Raw genomic sequence first — 16,097 nt, 5'->3', positions numbered from 1 at the left:
GTTGTGTCCTACCCGTCGGTTCAGCCGCCGGGGCGACCACCGGGTCGGCCCCCGGGCTGACCGCCGGGCTGACCGCCCGGAGTGCCGCCGGTGTTGCCCGGCGTGCCGCCACCGCTGCTGACCTCGATGGTGACCACGCCACCCTTGATCGTGCGTCCGTCCGGGCTGGTGCCGGCCGCTTCGCCCGCCTTGCAGGAGGACGGCACCTTGGCGCTGGAGACGACCGGTTCGAAGCCGGCGCCCTTCAGCCGGGACTTCGCGGTGTCCACTGAAACGCACTTGACGTCGGGGATGCTGCGCTGGTCACCCTGGGAGATCTTCTGACCCGGCGCGTCGAAGTCAACCTTCGGCTTGCCCTTCATCGCGTCCCGCAGCGTCTCCCAGACCGGCGGGTTGATGCCGTCCTTCTCCGCGTGCTTCATCTGCACGTTGGTCTGCGGCCAGTCCGGGTCGGCCATGATGCCGGCGACCGCGTACTGCTTGGTCATCGCGACCAGCGCGGCGGTCTTCTCCGAGTCGGTGGTTCCGGACTTGCCGGCCACCGGGTAACCGACGTCGCCGCGCACGTTTCCGGCGGTCGCTCCCGCGCACCGGGACGACGACGACTTGTCACCGACCGGGCACCGGGCCGCGTCCACGGCGGCGCGGGCCACCTCGGTGCTGAACCGCTTCTCGCAGCGCGGGTTGGCGATGTCCAGCTTGTTGCCCTCCGGGTCGCGGATCTCCTGCACCGGGATCGGTTCGCAGTACTTGCCGTCCGCGGCCAGGGTGGCGTAGGCGTTGGCCAGGTCCAGCGGGGTGGTCTGCGAGACGCCCAGGGTGAACGCGCCCCACTGGTGCGCGCCCTTCTCCAGAGTCAGATCTTCCTCGGACCGGAAGTTGATGCCCAGCCGCTTGGCGGCCTTGACCACGTTCTCGGCGCCAACCTGCTGTTGGAGCGGCACGAAGTAGGTGTTCACCGACCGACCGAACGCGGTCCACATGTTGTGTGGGCCGGCCATGCTCTCGGTCGAGTTGGTGGGGCAGTAGAAACTGGTCCCCGGGCAGGCTGCCGGACCAGGGCGGATGATGTATTCCGACTTGAACTGCTTCGGCGCGTTCATCGAGTAGCTGAGCGGGATGCCCTTTTCCAGCGCCGCGACGATGGTGAACATCTTGAACGTCGACCCGGCCTGGTAGCCGGTGATGCCGTCACCACCGGTGAGCAGCGGGTTGACAGTCGCCGGGTAGTTGCCCCGAATCTTCTTCTTGCTCTTCGCCGGATCGCTGGAGATCTTGTTCTTCGGGTTCTTCGGGTCGTCGAGCTTGAACTGCCGGTTGACCGCGAGCGCCCGCACCCGGCCGGTGCCCGGCTCGACGACCGCGACCATCGCGGCTTCCTTGCTGTTCTCGCTCTTGGCCTTACGGACCGCCTTGTCCGCGGCGCGCTGCGCCTGGACGTCGATCGAGGTCACGACGGTGTAGCCACCGCTCTTGAGCCGGCGCTCCCGGTCGTACCTGGACGAACCGAACGTCTCCTGATCCATCCACCAGCGGTAGAAGTAGTCGCAGAAGAAGCCCCAGCTGTTGACGTTGGCGGCGACGCAGCCGTTCGGGGTGCGCTTGTCCTTCACCACCAGCTTGGTCGCCTTGGCGGCGTCCGCCTCCTGCTGGGTGATGGCCTTGATGTCGACCATGTTCTGGATGACGTAGTCGCGGCGATCCAGCGCGAGCGGGTAGCCGAGTTCGGTGGTCGGGTCGTTCGTCGTGGGCGCCTTGACCATGCCGGCCAGCAACGCCGCTTCCTCGATCTTCAGCTTGCTCGGCGGCTTACCGAAGTAGACCTGGCTGGCGGCGTAGATGCCGTACGCGCCGTTGCCGAACGAGGCGAGGTTGAGGTAGCGGGTGAGGATCTCGTCCTTGGAGAATTCCTTGTCGACCTGGAGGGCCAACCGCATCTCGCGCAGCTTGCGGGCGCTGGTGTCCTCGGTTGCCGCGACGACGTCCGCCGGGTGGGTGGCCGAGTACGCGATGGCCAGCCGGACGTACTGCATGGTCAGCGTCGAGGCGCCCTGTCGGCCGGAGCCTTCGCTCTGGTTGTTGACGAACGCACGGGCGACACCGTTGATGTCGACGCCGTTGTGCTTGTAGAAGTCATGGTCTTCGGCCGCGATGATGGCCTTCTGCATGAACGGCGAGATGTCGGCGAGCTTGACGTCCCGCCGGTTCTCGTCGTACATCGTCGCGAGCGGGGTCTTGCCGTCCGATGCCATCAGGTAGCTGATCTGTGGCGCGCGGGCCACCGTCAGCTCCGTGGGCAGGGCACCGAACGTCTCGGCGCCGGCCTTCGCGGCCAGGCCGGACATCGCTACCGCGGGGAAGGCCGCCGCAGCGACCACCACGCCGGCCAGCAGGCCACACACGAGTAGCGATGCGGCGTTGGTCAGCACATTGTGGTCACGTTTCCGCATCCAGGTCACCTCGACAGGGTACGCGAGTAGGGAACGAGGGGCGCTGGGGCGTTCTTTCCCCATTTCCTGCGCGCGCTGCCCTCGTTGTGCTAAACGCACGACCCCCGCTACTTGGTTGCGTGTGACCTGGCGTGAGTCTCCTCCGATTCAGTGAGGCGGCGCAGCGTTATCGCTGACCTCGGCGGGGTAACCGGCGGTCGAAGGCCCGGGAAGCCGGGACTGTCCGAAATGATGGATTTCGCCGACAACGTTGCGTAATCAGTCGACTACAGAGCATGATGGGGGCGGCGACAGCGCCAGATGTCGTCCGCGCCGCCTTGGGGAAGGCAGGCCGGGCGATCGGGGGGAATTGCCGGCTGACGTGCATCGACGAGGTCGGTAGGTACTGCAAGGGGGGACGTGTACACATGGGCATGATCACTGACTGGCCGTCACTGGCGGCATGTCAGAACGGGGACCCGGACGCGTTGTTCGTACAGGGCGCCGAACAGAACGTGGCGAAGCGGATCTGCCGGAGCTGCCCTGTTCGGTACGAGTGCCTGGCCGACGCGTTGGACAACCGGATCGAGTTCGGTGTGTGGGGCGGCATGACCGAACGCGAACGGCGGGCGCTGCTGCGTCGTCACCCCCAGGTGACGAGCTGGCGCAAGATGTTCGAGGCCGCGATGAAGAAGAACAGCAAGGACAAGGCCGGCAAGGACAAGATTCTCGTCAGCGCGGCCAACTGACGCCGGTCACGACCGGCTGATCGCCGCGCCGATCGTCCGTAGCCCGTCGACGTCGTGCACGTCGGCGGGCTGCGCCGTGACCGAAACCGCCGGCACAGTCGGGAAGGCCTCCGTGAAGCGCGCGGCGACCTGCTGCTCGCGTACCGCCTGACGAGCCAACGCCGCGTGCGCCCGCAACACCTCGGCGGTGGCCTCATGCCCACCCAGCTGGGTCAGCCGCTCGGCGGCGACCTGGCTCTGCTCGGCGTCCAGCGCCGGGACCGCCGGGCGGTGCACCCGGTTGAGCACCAGGCCGGCCAGCGGCATTCGCTCGTCGCGCAGCCGGCCCGCGAAGTAGGCGGCCTCCCGGACCGCGTCCGGCTCCGGCGTCGCGACCAGCAGAAAGGCCGTCTCCCCAGCCTGGAGGATGCGGTACGTCTGCTCGGCGCGCTGCCGGAAACCACCGAACATCGAATCAAGTGCCGCCACGAAGCCGGACAGGTCGGTGAGCAGCTGCGCGCCGAGCACCTTCTGCACCACCTTCGAGAACATCCCGAACGAGGCCGTGACCAGGCTGAACATGCTCCGCCCGCCGCTGCGCGCCGGAGCCAGCAGCAGTCGCAGCATCCGGCCGTCGAGGAAACGGGAGAGCCGAGCCGGCGCATCCAGGAAGTCCAGTGCCGAGCGGGACGGTGGGGTGTCCACCACGATCAGGTCCCACTCGCCCCGGGCGTGCAACTGACCCAGCTTCTCCATCGCCATGTATTCCTGCGTGCCGGCGAAGGTCGAGCTCATCGCCTGGTAGAACGGGTTCGCGAAGATCTCCGCGGCCTTCGTCGGGTCGGTGTGCTGCAACACCACGTCGTCGAAGGTGCGCTTCATGTCCAGCATCATGGCGTGCAACTCGCCGCCGCTGCTCTCGACGTCGATCCCCTTGACCTGGCGAGGGGTGTTGTCCAGCTCGGTCAGGCCCAGCGACTGGGCCAGCCGGCGGGCCGGGTCGATGGTGAGCACCACAGTGCGTCGGCCGTGGTGCTCGGCGGCCCGCAGCGCCAGCGCCGCGGCCGTGGTCGTCTTTCCCACTCCGCCGGCACCGCAGCACACGACGATCCGCACGCCTGGGTCGGCGAGGATCTGGTCGACGTCCAGCTGCGGCGCCGCGTCTTCGGAAGGCACCAATCGAGCGTATCGGGCCGGTGGGTCCGCGCGCCCGTGCTGCGCTCAGGTGTGAGTCATTCGGCGCGGATGAGGGCCTGGGCCAGCGTTGCGAGCCCCGCCCGATCCACCCCGTCGGGCAGCAACGGCAGCTCGATCATCGGCAGCCCCAACTCCACCAGGTCGGCGCGGAGCGAATCTTCCAGTTCGCGCCGGATGAGCTGGTCGCGCGCCTCATCGTGCAACCCGGCCACGGTGTCCCGATCGGCCGGCAGCCCGGCGGCGACCAGCCCGCGCTTCAACTCGGCGGCGGTGACCGCCGCTCCGACGGGCAGCGGCGGTCGGACTCCGTTGACGAGTACCTTTCCGACGCCGAAGCCGAGGGCGGTCAGGTCGGCGATCGCGTCGACCGTCTCCTGGATCGGCATCTCCTCCAGCAGCGTGACCACGTGCACCGCTGTCATCGGGGACCGCAGCAGCGCGGCGACCCCCTCGCTCTGGGTCTTGATCGGGCCCACCTTGGCCAGCCGGGCCGTCTCCGCCGTCACGTTGAGGAACCGGCCGATCCGCCCGGTCGGCGGGGCGTCCAGCACCACCGCGTCGTACGCGCGCCGCTGCCCGGTCTTGCGGGTGGTGGCCTCCTTCACCTTGCCGGTGAGGAGGACGTCCCGCAGGCCGGGCGCGATGGTGGTGGCGAAGTCGATGGCGCCGAGCTTGCGCAGTGCCCGGCCCGCCGCGCCCAGTTTGTAGAACATGTCCAGGTACTCGAGCAACGCCTCCTCGGCGTCCACGGCGAGCGCGCGCACCTCACCGCGGTCCGGCGCGTCGGCGAGGTGACGTTCCTCGTAGGGCAGCGGCTCGATGCCGAACAGTTGGGCGATGCCCTGCCGCCCCTCGACCTCGACCAGCAGGGTGCGCCGGCCGCCGGCGGCGAGCGCCATGGCCAGCGCCGCCGCCACGCTGGTCTTACCGGTGCCGCCCTTGCCGGTCACCACGTGGAGACGGGCGGGCCACCCGGTACCGGCCGGGTCGATCGGACGCTCAGCTGCACACACCCGTCGAGCCTATCCAGGCTGGGCGGTCAGGCGACCTCGCAGACCCACCAACCCGTCTTCTGCACCACAGTGAAGCGCAACTCCTGGTCGGCCACCTTCTCGTCGGCGGTGGTCATGGTGAGCCGGGTGGAGACGGTGGCCCGTTCCCCGGTCTGGTTGTCCACCTTCGGGGTGGTCCACCGGAAACGCGGGTTCTGATAGGTGGAGGCGTACTTCTCCACCTCGGCCACCTTCGCGGCGATCTTGTCGTCGTCGCGGGAAGCGGCGCAGACGTGACCGGCCGCCTTGGTCGCGTCGCGATCCTTGTAGACCGCGGTGAGGAACTCGTCGACGGCGACCGCCGGCTCCTTGGCACCCTCGCCGGTCTCGGCATCGCGCAGGGTCAGGAAGGCCACCACGCCACCCCCGACGCAGAGCACCATGATCACGACCAGGGCCATCGCCGCGATCAGCAGACCGCGCTTCTTCTTCGGCGCGGGCGTGCCCTGGTAGGGCGGATAGGCCGGCGGGGCCGGAGGGATCGACGAGGAGTTCGGGGCACCCGGCTGCGTCGGTGCGGCCGCCGAGGAGGGGCCGCCAGGCCCTTCCGGCTGCCCGGCGCCGCCCAGTTGCCCGGGGAAGACCGGCTGGCTGGGGCCGCCGATCTGCCCGGGGAGGGCCGGCTGCCCGGGGAAGGCCGGCTGCCCGGGGAAGGCCGGTGAGGTGGGGGCGGCGGGGAGTGCCGGCTGAGCGGGCGAGGCGGGGAGAGCGACCTGCCCGGGCGGCGGCGCGGGGGTCGGCTGGCTGGGGATGGTCGGTGCGCCGGGCTGACCGGCGGGATCCGGGTGGGCCGGCGGGTGGGCGGGTGTGCCGGCCTGGTCGCCGCTGGGCGGGTGGGTCATGTCGTTCCCCCAGGGGTGCGGCGCCCGCCGCCACCCCTGGCGCCGAGCGTGATCGAGCGGGCGGCCGGGCGCTGCGCGACCGTCCGACCGGAAGGGTAGCGGTCGATGACCGGATCGGTGTCGCCCCTGCCTGTCGAGCGGGCCGGCGATCCGGTGAGCGGTACCCGCGCCGGTTTCGGTGTCGGGCCTCCGACCTGCGGTGTGTCGCATATGTGACTGTTGATGACCTCTTGTGCGCGTCCTGTTGGCGGGACCGCAGCCACAGACCTACCTTCGTCCCCGTGCGGGGGCCGGAACGGACGAATGGGTCCGGGCCGGAAGCATGGTCCGAGAGGTACGACCGGAGGCAGTGCATGCGCGACGCGGACAACATCCCTCGCACCCAGTTCCCGACGAACGAGCGGCCCCGCCGGCTCGGGTCCGTGGTCGAGGCCGGCGGGCAGGTCACCAACCAGCCGATCAACGAACGGTCGTACCGCCGGATGCCGGAGCAGGCGGAGACGGCCCGGGTGCCGAGCCAGCCCGCCGAGCGGACCCGCGAGGACGACGAGCCGGGCTTCGTCATCCACCTGCCGATCCGGGTGCCGAATCTGGCGGCGGCGACAGTGCTGGCTGGCCGGGTCGCGGTGTCCCTTGGCTTCCTGCCCGAGTTGGACGCCGGCGAGACCACCGTCTCCAACGCCGACGATCAGAACAACCGGCACCGGGTCTTCTGTGACCTGCTGCTGCCCGATCGGTCCCGCTGCCCCCAGGGGTACGAGCACGAAGGGTGCTGCGGGGAGCTGCCGGCCGCGCCGGAGCAGCGTCCCGTACCTCGTCCGGCCAGCGGACCGTAGGCTGTCCCTCGAACAATTCCGCACCGAGAGGGAGCCCTTCAGCGATGCAGAAGTGGGAATACTCCACGGTCCCGCTGCTGGTCCACGCGACCAAGCAGATCCTCGACAACTGGGGCGAGGACGGGTGGGAGCTCGTCGCCGTGGTCCCCGGCCCGAACCCGGACCAGCTGGTCGCCTACCTGAAGCGGCCCAAGGCGTGAGCAACGGTCCGCACGCGAAGCTCGCCGAGCTGGGTCTCGAACTGCCCGAGGTCGTGCCGCCGGTAGCCAGTTACGTCCCGGCCGTGCAGTCCGGGCAGCACGTGTACGTTTCCGGCCAGTTGCCGATGGCCGAGGGCAAGTTGCTGGCGACCGGCAAGGTCGGCGCCGGGATCTCCGCCGAGCAGGCGAAGGATCTGGCCCAGCGGTGCGGGCTCAATGCGCTGGCCGCTGTCGACTCGCTGGTCGGCCTGGAGAACGTGGTCAAGGTGGTCAAGGTGACCGGGTTCGTGGCCTCCGCGCCCGGCTTCACCGGTCAGCCCGCCGTGATCAACGGTGCCTCGGATCTGTTCGGCACCGTCTTCGGGGAGGCCGGCCGGCACGCGCGCAGCGCGGTGGGCGTGGCCGAGTTGCCCCTGGACGCCCCGGTGGAGATCGAGCTGATCGTCGAGGTCGCCTGACGCGTCCCCATCGCCCCCCGATCTTGCACTTTCTGCCCGGACGAAAGCCCTGAACGGGGATGAATCAGGGGCCGCAAGTGCAAGATCGTGGGGTGTGGCGAGCGGGGTCGTACGATCGCAGCCATGAGCGGGCACGTGACGGGGGCGGTGGCGGCGCTTGCCGACGAGTTGCCCCGCTGGGTTTCACTGCTGCGTGCGCCGAACCCGGGGCCGATGACCCTCGACGGCACCAACACCTGGGTGCTGCGCGCCCCGGCGGCCGAGTCCGGCATCGTTGTCGACCCGGGGCCGGCGGACGAGGGGCACCTGACCCGGATCGCCGAGCACGGCCCGGTCGGGCTGATCCTGATCACCCACGGCCACCCCGACCACACCGAGGGCGCGGCCCGGCTGAGTGAGCTGCTCGGCGGCGTGCACGTGCTCGCCGCCGACCCGGCGCACACCATCGGTGGTGAGCCGCTGACCGAGCCGGGCGAGCACTTCGGCGGCTTCGGTCTGCACATCAGGCTGTTGCAGACGCCAGGGCACACCGCCGACTCGGTCTGCTTCCTGGTCGAGCACGGCGACGAGCGGGTGGTGCTCACCGGTGACACCATCCTCGGCCGGGGCACCACCGTGGTCGCCCATCCCGACGGTCACCTCGGTGACTATCTGAGCAGCCTGGAGCTGCTGTCCGCGTACCGGGGAATCCCGGCGCTGCCGGGACACGGCCCGGCGCTGGCCGACTGCGCCGCCGCCGCCGACTTCTACCTCGCCCACCGCCGGGCCCGGCTCGACCAGGTCCGGGCGGCGGTCGCCGGCGGCGCCCACACCCCCGCCGACGTGGTGGCGACGGTCTACGCGGACGTCGACCGCTCACTCTGGTGGGCGGCCGAATGGTCGGTCCGGGCCCAGTTGGAGTATCTGGGCGTCGACACCGGGGAATCCGCGCCCGGGGTCAGTGGGTTGGAGCACATGTGACCTGCCCCGTGTGTGGAACCGTTGCCGTTCCCGGTGCGCGGTTCTGCCACAACTGTGGCGCCGCGCTGCCGGCCGCCGCCACGTTGCCGGCAGCCGAGCGCCGGGTGGTGACGGTGCTCTTCGGCGACCTCTCCGAGTTCACCTCCTGGTCGGAGGATCTCGACCCGGAGCGCGTCGGCGCCGTCACCGACCGGGTGCTCGCCGCCCTCGCCGGTGCCGTGAAGACGTTCGGCGGGCACGTCGACAAGCTGACCGGTGACGGCATCATGGCGGTCTTCGGTGCCCCGGTGGCGCACGAGGACGACGCCGAACGCGCCGTCCGGGCCGCTCTGTCCATGCAACGGGCCGTCCGCCGGGTGCTCGACGACGAGCGGGGCGGCGGCGCGCCGCTCGGGCTGCGGGTCGGGCTGAACACCGGCGACGTCATCGCGGGCATCCAGGCCGCAATCGAATACACGGTCATCGGCGACACTGTGAACACAGCGGCCCGGCTCGCCGACGCCGCCGCCGTCGGGGCCGTCTACGCCGGTGGACGCACCGCTGCGGCCACCAGGCACGTCTCCTCCTGGCGGGCGCTGCGCCCGCTGCGGCTCAAGGGCAAGCGTGAGCCGGTCGAGGCGTACGAGCTGCTGGGTCTGCTGGACGCGCCGGGCACCCGCTCGGGGCTCGGCGACGAGGCGCCGTACGTCGGCCGGGAGACGGAGATCGGCCGGGTCGCCGGCCGGCTCGCCGAGGTGATCGACCAGGGCGACCCGCGGGTGCTGTTGATGACCGCCGAGGCGGGCATCGGCAAGTCCCGGTTCGCCGCCGAGGTGGAACGCCTCGCCGCCGGTTACGACGTCGGTGCCGGCCGGTACGCGGCGCACACCGGGGCCCGGGTGCTCTCGGTGCGCTGTGCCGCGTTCGGGGAGCGGCGACGGCTCGCGCCCCTGGCCGATCTGGTGCGGGCCGCCGTCGGTCTGCCCAGCGACGCGTCCACCGCGTTGACCCGCCCGGCGGTCGAGGAGCGGCTGCGCCGGCTCGGGCAGCGGCTCGCCCGCTCCGGTGCGGAGACACCGCCGATCGCCACGGAGCAGCTGCTGGCCCTGCTCGGCTACGCCGAACTCCCGGCGCACACCGGCGGCGACAGCGGCGAGTGGGGCGGCTCGGGCACTCCGGCCGCAGACGCCGAGGTGGTGCCGAACGCGGTCGCCGATCTGCTCAGTGGGCTCGCCTCGGAGGCGCCGCTGGTGATCGTGGTGGACGACCTGCACGATGCCACCGCCGAGACGATCAAGGTCCTCGGGTTGACCCTGTCCAAGCTCACCGGCCCGGTGCTGGTGCTGCTGCTCGGCCGCCCCGAGTTGGTGCGTACCGCTGGGGCGCTGACCCGGGTCGCGGACGCCGAGGTGCACTCGCTGCCGCCGCTGCGCGGTGCCGACGCGGCCCGGCTGCTCACGACTTACCTCGGCGGCGGCAAGCTGCCGCAGGCCGACACCGACCGGTTGCTCGCCACCGCGCAGGGCAATCCGTTCTACCTGGCTGAGCTGGTCACCCTGCTTATCGAACGGGGCGCGCTGACCACGGAATCTGTCCGTGCCGCCGCTGACCGGCCAGGCTCCGGCGATCGGGACCAGAGTGGGGCGAACGGCTGGCGGTTGGTGCCGGGGTCGCTGGGCAGCCGGCTGCTCTCCCGGGACCTCGCCGCCGTGCTCGCGGCCCGAATCGACGCGTTGCCGCCGGACGCCCGGTCGGTGCTGCGCGACGCGGCGGTCACCGGTGACACGGTGCCGACCGGCGCGCTGGAGGCGATGCGGGAGCTGCGCGGTGGCCGCGACGGCAGGCCGTCGGCAGTGGTCGCCGTCGAGCTCGACCGGGCGGTCGAGGAGTTGCTGCAACGCCGCATGCTGCACCGTTCTCGTACCGGCTACTCGTTCGCGACGCCGCTCATGCGGGAGGCCGCGTACGCCGGGGTGAGCAAGGCCGAGTTGGCCGAGCGGCACGCCGCGCTGGCCCGGTGGGCGGCGCCGGCCGACGAGGCCACCGTCAGCACTGTCGGCGGGTTCACCGACGAGGCCCGGGACGACTTCGTGGCGATGCACGTCGAGCGGGCCGCCACGCTCGCCGACGCGGTGAAGCTGCGCCCGGACGCGCCGGCCCGTGCGGTGGTTCCGCTCGGCGTGGCCGCGCTCGGACGGGCCGCCCGCCGGTCGCTCTCCGCCGGTGAGCCGGCCATGGCCGTCGAGTACGCCGAGCGCGCCACCGAACTGGCCCGCGACGGGGTGCCGGCAGCCGACCGGGTGGTGCACGCGCGGGCGTTGCTCCAGGTCGGCCGGGTCGCCGACGCGTTGGCGTACGCCGAGAAGATCGCCGCGAACGCGGGGGACGAGGTCACCCGGGTCAGTGCTCTCCTGCTGGCGGGGCAGGCCCAGGAGACCCTCGGCGATCAGGGCCGGGCGGTGACCGCCTGGCAGGAGGCGTTGCAGGTGGCCACCGAAGGCCGACTGCCCACGCAGCGTGCCACGGCGATGCGCCGGCTCGGCATGGCCGACTTCGTGGCGGGGCGGCTGAGTCAGGCGAGCAGCCGGTTGGCGGCCGCGTACCAGGTCAGCCTCGGTGCGCAGGATCGACGCGGGCAGGCGTGGTCCCTGCAGAACCTGGCCTGGGTGACCACCACCCGGGGTGACTTCGCCGGGACCGACGCGGTGCTCGGCCGGGCCGCCCGACTCTTCGCCGAGTTGAAGGACCCGTACGGGCGGGCCTGGCTGCGCGGCACCACGGCGTTCGCCCGGCTGCTCGCCGGCCGGCTGCGCGAGGCGTGTCGGATGGCGCAGGTGTTCCTGCCGTTCGGCGAGCGGGTCGGTGAGGCGTGGGCCGTGGGCACGCTGCGGGCGGTGGCGGCGTTCGCCACTGCCGAGCTGGGGGACCTGGCCGAGGCGGACCGGGAGGCCCGGCGGGCGTACCGGGAGTTCGCCGCCGCGTCCGACGACTGGGGGCGCGGGTTCGCCCTGGTGGTCCGGGCGGTGGTGGCGCGCGGCCTGGGCGAGCCGGAGCACGCTGCGGACCTGCTCACCGACGCCCTGGCGTACGCGGAGCGCACCTCGCATCCGCTGCTCACCGGAATGGCCGGCACGCTGCGCGGCTTCGTCGCGTTGGACATGGGCGACTGCGAGACGGCCGAGCGGGTGGCCCGCGCGGTGCTGACCGCCGTGGAGCCGCACAACCCGCAGGCCCCGGCGCAGGTGGCGCCCCGGGTGTTGCTGGCGACGGCCCGTCTCGCCGCCGGCGACTCGGCGACAGCGGTCGGGCTGCTCGCCCCGGTGGCCACTGCCGCCGCGAACGCACCCTCGCTGTTGTTCTCCCGTCGTCAGACGATGGCTCAGTACGCTGCGGCGCTGCTCGCTCACGGTCAGCGGGAGCAGGCGTTGGACTGGGCTCGTCGGGCGGTCACCGCGCCGGCCGAGGACGTGCGCAGCCAGGTGATCGCGGCGAGTGTGCTGGCCGAGGCGTTGGCTGCCTGCGGTCGTCCGGCGGAGGCGCTGTCCTGCGCGCAGGAGGCCGTTCGCCTGGCGTACGCCACCGAGCAGCGCAGCGAACGAGCGGCAGCCGACGCCCTGCAAACCCGCCTGTCCGCCCTGGTCTGACCTCCGCCCACTGCTGTTGATCAAGAGGTTTCGGTCAGATTCCGGCCCGCCGGTGACCGAAAGCTCTTGATCAACGCGACCCCGGGGGGTGCCGGTTCTGCCGGTTCTGGGGATGTGGTGGTCGGGGGGAGCGGCTAGCGTGTCACCACCGCGTACGGGTCCACAGTGGTGACCCTCGCCGTGCCTGGGGAGGCCCTTCATGAAGCTGCCGCGATCCATCGCGGGCTGGACCATCGCGGTCTTCGGCGTGTTGGCGCTGGTGATGGGCGCGGTCGGGCTGCTCTGGCCGGAGGCGCAGCTGCGCATGCTCGGGTTCGAGGTGCCGGCGACGCGGGCCGTCGGTGATCACACCGGGACGTTCCTGCTGGCGTCCTCGATGGCGGCCTTCAACATGGGCGTCTACTACCTGCTCGCCACGGTGACCGAGTGGCGGGCGTTCTACCGGTTCACGGTGGTCTTCCGGCTGGTCACGTTCACCGTGTTCACCATCGCGGTGCTGGCCGACATAGCTCCCGACCGGTTCTTCGGGGTGGCGGCGTGGGAAGGGCTGGGCGCCGTGGCCACCGCCGTCGGCCTGCGTCTGGACGCCCGGCGGGGAACCCCGGCCGGCGGGGTCGGATCGTCCGAGGGTGCCGGGACGACTGCGGTCGCCGAGGAGGGTACCGGTCCCGCCGGTGCGGCTCCGGCGGACGCGGTGCGCTGAGCCATCGGTCGGGTTGGGTATTTTCGAGCGGTGACCGACACCCCGACCGGCGGCGTGCCAGTGCCGATCGTGCCCGGCCTGACTGATTTGCGGGTCTTTGCCCGGGGCGGGTACGCGACCGTCTACCGGGCCACCCAGATCTCCGTGGGTCGCGAGGTCGCCGTCAAAGTGGAGAACCGGACGCTGGACAGCGAGCGCGATCAGGCCCGCTTCCTGCGCGAGGCGCGGGCGGCCGGTCGGATGTCGTCCCACCCGCACGTGGTGGACCTCTTCGACGTCGGGGTCACAGTCGATCAGCACCCCTACCTGATCATGGAGCTCTGCGACGGCTCGTACGCCGAACGGATGCGCACCTCACCGCTCGGCCCGGTGGAGGCCCGCGACCTCGGCATCAAGATCGCGGACGCGCTGGCCCACTCGCACGCCGCCGGGGTGCTGCATCGGGACGTGAAACCGGCGAACATCCTCCACTCGCACTTCAACTCGGCGGTGCTCGCCGACTTCGGGCTCGCCGTCCTCGCCGAGCACCGGGACGCCTCGGTCACCCTGGAGGTGCTCACCCCGGCGTACGCGCCGCCGGAGATGTTCAGCCACAGCCCGCCGTCCCCGGCCGTCGACGTGTACGCGCTCTGCGCCACCCTCTACGCGGTGATGCACGGGCGGCCGCCGCGCTGGCAGTCCGAGCGCAACCCGAGCCTGGTCACCGTGCTGGAGATGTTCAACCAGCCGCTCCCCTCGCTGCCCGGGGTGCCGGACGAGCTGATCGACGTGCTGCGCGTCGGCATGGCCAACGATCCGGGCGAGCGTCCGTCCGCCCTGGAGTTGCACGACCTGCTCAACAACCTGCCACTCGGCTCGCCGGCGGCACCCGTCAGCGGCGCTCCGGTCAGCGGTGCCGCGACGCTCTCCGGCCCGTACGCGGCCAGCCAGCCGGTGCCCCGATCGCCCATCGAGGACACTCAGCGGGCGGACCCCACCGGTCGGCGTTGGCGGCGCTGGCTCTTCGGCGGTGCCGGGGTGCTCGCGCTCGCCGCCTCCGCGACCGCCGGTGCCTGGGTCGCCGACCGGGCACCGCCAACCACCCCGTACCCGTCGGCCACCCAGATCGCCGCACCGGCGACCGGGCCGCTGCCCGGCTGCTCCACCGGCACCGGTGCGCCCACCGCCCTGCCCGAGGGGGCCCGGTGTCTGCCCGAGCTGGAGTGCTTCGGCCCGATGCGGATCCGCGGCAGCCGCGCCGAGGCGGCTCGGCTGTCCTGCGCCGGCCGACACACCTGGGAGACGTACGCCGAGGGCATCCTGCCGGTGTCGCTGGTCGGCGCCGACTACGACGAGGTGACCGCCGCCGAGCCGGTGCGGCAGGTGTGCAGCGCCACGACGTTCCGGTTGACCACCGGGATCGGTGAGGCGACCGGCTGGCACCTGGAGGTGCTACCGCCGATCGACGGCAGCATTGACCGGACCTACCGGTGTCTGGCGGGGCGCGGCGTGGACGCGCTCACCGCGCCCACGCTCACCGGCCGCTGAGCCCGTCCGACCCGCGTCGGCGGTCACGCACCGCACGCAACGCGTCCCTGGGGTCGAGGGCATCGAGGGTGTCCGCGTCGATCCCGTACGGCATCAGCTCGGGCGGCCCGAAAGCTGCCGACCGGTCCGCCGGCTCCGGATCGTCGACCTGACGGGCGGCCGAGACCGCGACCCCGGCGACCATGGTCATTAGCACGCAGAGCAGCGCGAGAACCACGCCGAGGAGGTCCTGTCGGCGCCACACGACCAGCATGACCAGCGGCGCAAGGGCTCCCAGCGCCGCGAGCACCGCCACCGTGCGCGCATCGGGTCTGGACAATCGGCTCACGTGTCCAGCATGTCGCGACCTGGCCGGCTGTCAACCGCAGAGCCGACCGCCGCGCCGATCGACGTCGATCCGAGCCGTCCATTCGACAGGGTCCACCGCGTGCACACGGATTGGACAAGAACCGCTACTCTCGGTGTTCCGCAGGCCCTTCCGGTAGCGAGGTCGCCCATGAACTCAGGCAGTTCGCAGTCCCGGCTCCGCTCGATCGCGTCGACGCTGGCGGTCGCTCTCACCCTCGTGCTCGCCGCCGCGGCCGGTTGCGACAGCCGCAAGGAGCCGGACCTGCCCTCCGTGCAGGAGAAGATGCGCGAGACGCACATCTACGGTCAGTCGAAGCTGCGGATCGGTGTCGCCACCAACGAGCCGCTGATGGGTGAGTTGCGAAACGGCCAGCACGTCGGGTTCGACGTCGAGATCGCCCGGTACATCGCGGCCTCCCTCGGCTACGAGGGGGACCAGCGGCTGGAGTTCGTCTCGGTCGCGACCGAGGACCGTATCCCGTCGCTGCAAGGTGGCACCGTCGACCTGGTGGTGTCCAGCTTCTCCATGACGGAGGACCGTAAGCAGCTGGTCAGCTTCGCCGGACCGTACTTCGTCACCACGCAGGAGGTGATGGTGCCGATCCGACTCAAGGACAGGATCCGCACCATCGAGGATCTGCGCGACCCGGCGTACAAGGTCTGCACGAGCGGCGGCTCCACCACCGAGGCCGAGTTGGAGAAGCACCAGGTCAGGACATTCGTAGTCAAGGACGTCGGCGACTGCGTCGACGGCATCCGGAAGGGGCGGTACGACGCGGTCAGCTCCGACGAGTCGATCCTCGCCGGTTTCCTGGCCAGCTTCCCGAAGGAGTTCGAGCTCGTGGACATGCCGTTCGGCACCAGCGAGTTGCTGGGCATCGGCGTGCCGATCGGTGATCCCGCACTGCGCGACCTGGTCGCGTTCTTCCTACAGAAGAGCTACGTACAGGGCCGCGACGGAGATGCCAGCCCCTGGCAGACCGCGTACAACCGGACCCTGGGCCCCTGGCTGAAGGCCGAGAAGCGCCAGCCGCAGCCGCTGGAGGTGCCGAAGCTGGTCGACTTCGACGACAAGGCGCCCGCGAAGTGAGCGCGGCGCCGACCGCCACCGGCGGCGACGGGCCGGTCCCGCCGCCCCGCCCGTCAGTGTCCGGCGGCGACGCGGCGCCGATCGACGGTACGGGCGGAGCGCGT

14 protein-coding genes are annotated in these 16,097 nt (G+C 71.4%); 9 read left to right on the top strand and 5 right to left on the bottom strand.

Going from position 1 to position 16,097, the window contains the following annotated elements:
* Positions 1-20: 20 nt before the first annotated feature.
* Positions 21-2,450: a transglycosylase domain-containing protein gene (locus AB0B48_RS15290; protein ID WP_357201237.1), complete on the bottom strand. Its 2,430-nt coding sequence runs from the start codon at positions 2,448-2,450 to the stop codon at positions 21-23.
* 407 nt (positions 2,451-2,857) lie between these two features.
* Here AB0B48_RS15290 and AB0B48_RS15285 point away from each other — a divergent pair, with 407 nt between their 5' ends.
* Positions 2,858-3,178 (top strand): WhiB family transcriptional regulator, encoded by a 321-nt coding sequence (locus AB0B48_RS15285; RefSeq protein ID WP_030328078.1) that lies wholly within the window; start codon positions 2,858-2,860, stop codon positions 3,176-3,178.
* 6 nt (positions 3,179-3,184) lie between these two features.
* Here the strand turns inward: AB0B48_RS15285 and AB0B48_RS15280 are convergent, their stop codons facing one another.
* From AB0B48_RS15280 to AB0B48_RS15270, 3 genes are read right to left on the bottom strand one after another with little or no spacing between them, the layout of a single operon-like run.
* On the bottom strand, positions 3,185-4,336 hold the full coding sequence (locus tag AB0B48_RS15280) for an ArsA-related P-loop ATPase (protein ID WP_357201234.1): 1,152 nt from the start codon (positions 4,334-4,336) through the stop codon (positions 3,185-3,187).
* Positions 4,337-4,389: 53 nt separating this feature from the next.
* Complete coding sequence (locus AB0B48_RS15275) at positions 4,390-5,367, bottom strand: ArsA-related P-loop ATPase (protein ID WP_357201231.1); 978 nt, start codon at positions 5,365-5,367, stop codon at positions 4,390-4,392.
* Positions 5,368-5,393: 26 nt separating this feature from the next.
* Positions 5,394-5,975: a hypothetical protein gene (locus AB0B48_RS15270; protein WP_357201273.1), complete on the bottom strand. Its 582-nt coding sequence runs from the start codon at positions 5,973-5,975 to the stop codon at positions 5,394-5,396.
* Positions 5,976-6,601: 626 nt separating this feature from the next.
* On the opposite strand from AB0B48_RS15270, the gene AB0B48_RS15265 reads away from it, so the two are divergent.
* The 7 genes from AB0B48_RS15265 (at position 6,602) to AB0B48_RS15235 (ending at position 14,555) form a co-directional block, all read left to right on the top strand.
* Complete coding sequence (locus AB0B48_RS15265; protein ID WP_355006001.1) at positions 6,602-7,084, top strand: hypothetical protein; 483 nt, start codon at positions 6,602-6,604, stop codon at positions 7,082-7,084.
* 44 nt (positions 7,085-7,128) lie between these two features.
* Positions 7,129-7,284, top strand: coding sequence for a DUF4177 domain-containing protein (locus AB0B48_RS15260; RefSeq protein WP_007466198.1), 156 nt, complete (start codon positions 7,129-7,131; stop codon positions 7,282-7,284).
* Positions 7,281-7,742: a RidA family protein gene (locus AB0B48_RS15255; RefSeq protein WP_355006000.1), complete on the top strand. Its 462-nt coding sequence runs from the start codon at positions 7,281-7,283 to the stop codon at positions 7,740-7,742. The genes AB0B48_RS15260 and AB0B48_RS15255 overlap by 4 nt, the downstream gene beginning before the upstream one ends.
* A gap of 123 nt (positions 7,743-7,865) precedes the next feature.
* A complete protein-coding gene (locus tag AB0B48_RS15250; protein WP_357201226.1) occupies positions 7,866-8,702 on the top strand; it encodes an MBL fold metallo-hydrolase in 837 nt (278 codons plus the stop codon).
* Complete coding sequence (locus AB0B48_RS15245; protein ID WP_357201223.1) at positions 8,699-12,325, top strand: adenylate/guanylate cyclase domain-containing protein; 3,627 nt, start codon at positions 8,699-8,701, stop codon at positions 12,323-12,325. Before AB0B48_RS15250 ends, AB0B48_RS15245 begins: the two co-directional genes overlap by 4 nt.
* 199 nt (positions 12,326-12,524) lie before the next feature.
* The gene (locus AB0B48_RS15240) at positions 12,525-13,028 is read left to right on the top strand and encodes a hypothetical protein (protein WP_357201220.1); all 504 of its coding nucleotides are present in this window, start codon (positions 12,525-12,527) and stop codon (positions 13,026-13,028) included.
* 30 nt (positions 13,029-13,058) lie between these two features.
* Positions 13,059-14,555, top strand: a complete 1,497-nt coding sequence (locus AB0B48_RS15235) for a serine/threonine-protein kinase (RefSeq protein ID WP_357201217.1) — start codon at positions 13,059-13,061, stop codon at positions 14,553-14,555.
* Here the strand turns inward: AB0B48_RS15235 and AB0B48_RS15230 are convergent.
* Positions 14,542-14,883 (bottom strand): hypothetical protein, encoded by a 342-nt coding sequence (locus AB0B48_RS15230; protein ID WP_357201214.1) that lies wholly within the window; start codon positions 14,881-14,883, stop codon positions 14,542-14,544. The genes AB0B48_RS15235 and AB0B48_RS15230 overlap by 14 nt on opposite strands.
* Before the next feature lie 168 nt (positions 14,884-15,051).
* Here AB0B48_RS15230 and AB0B48_RS15225 point away from each other — a divergent pair, with 168 nt between their 5' ends.
* Positions 15,052-15,993, top strand: a complete 942-nt coding sequence (locus tag AB0B48_RS15225) for a transporter substrate-binding domain-containing protein (protein WP_357201211.1) — start codon at positions 15,052-15,054, stop codon at positions 15,991-15,993.
* Positions 15,994-16,097: the final 104 nt, after the last annotated feature.

The sequence above is a fragment of the Micromonospora sp. NPDC049089 genome (assembly GCF_040648775.1).
Taxonomy (GTDB): Bacteria; Actinomycetota; Actinomycetes; order Mycobacteriales; family Micromonosporaceae; genus Micromonospora.
Note: the sequence above shows the minus strand (reverse complement) of the source record. Positions and strands in the feature narration are given on the sequence as shown.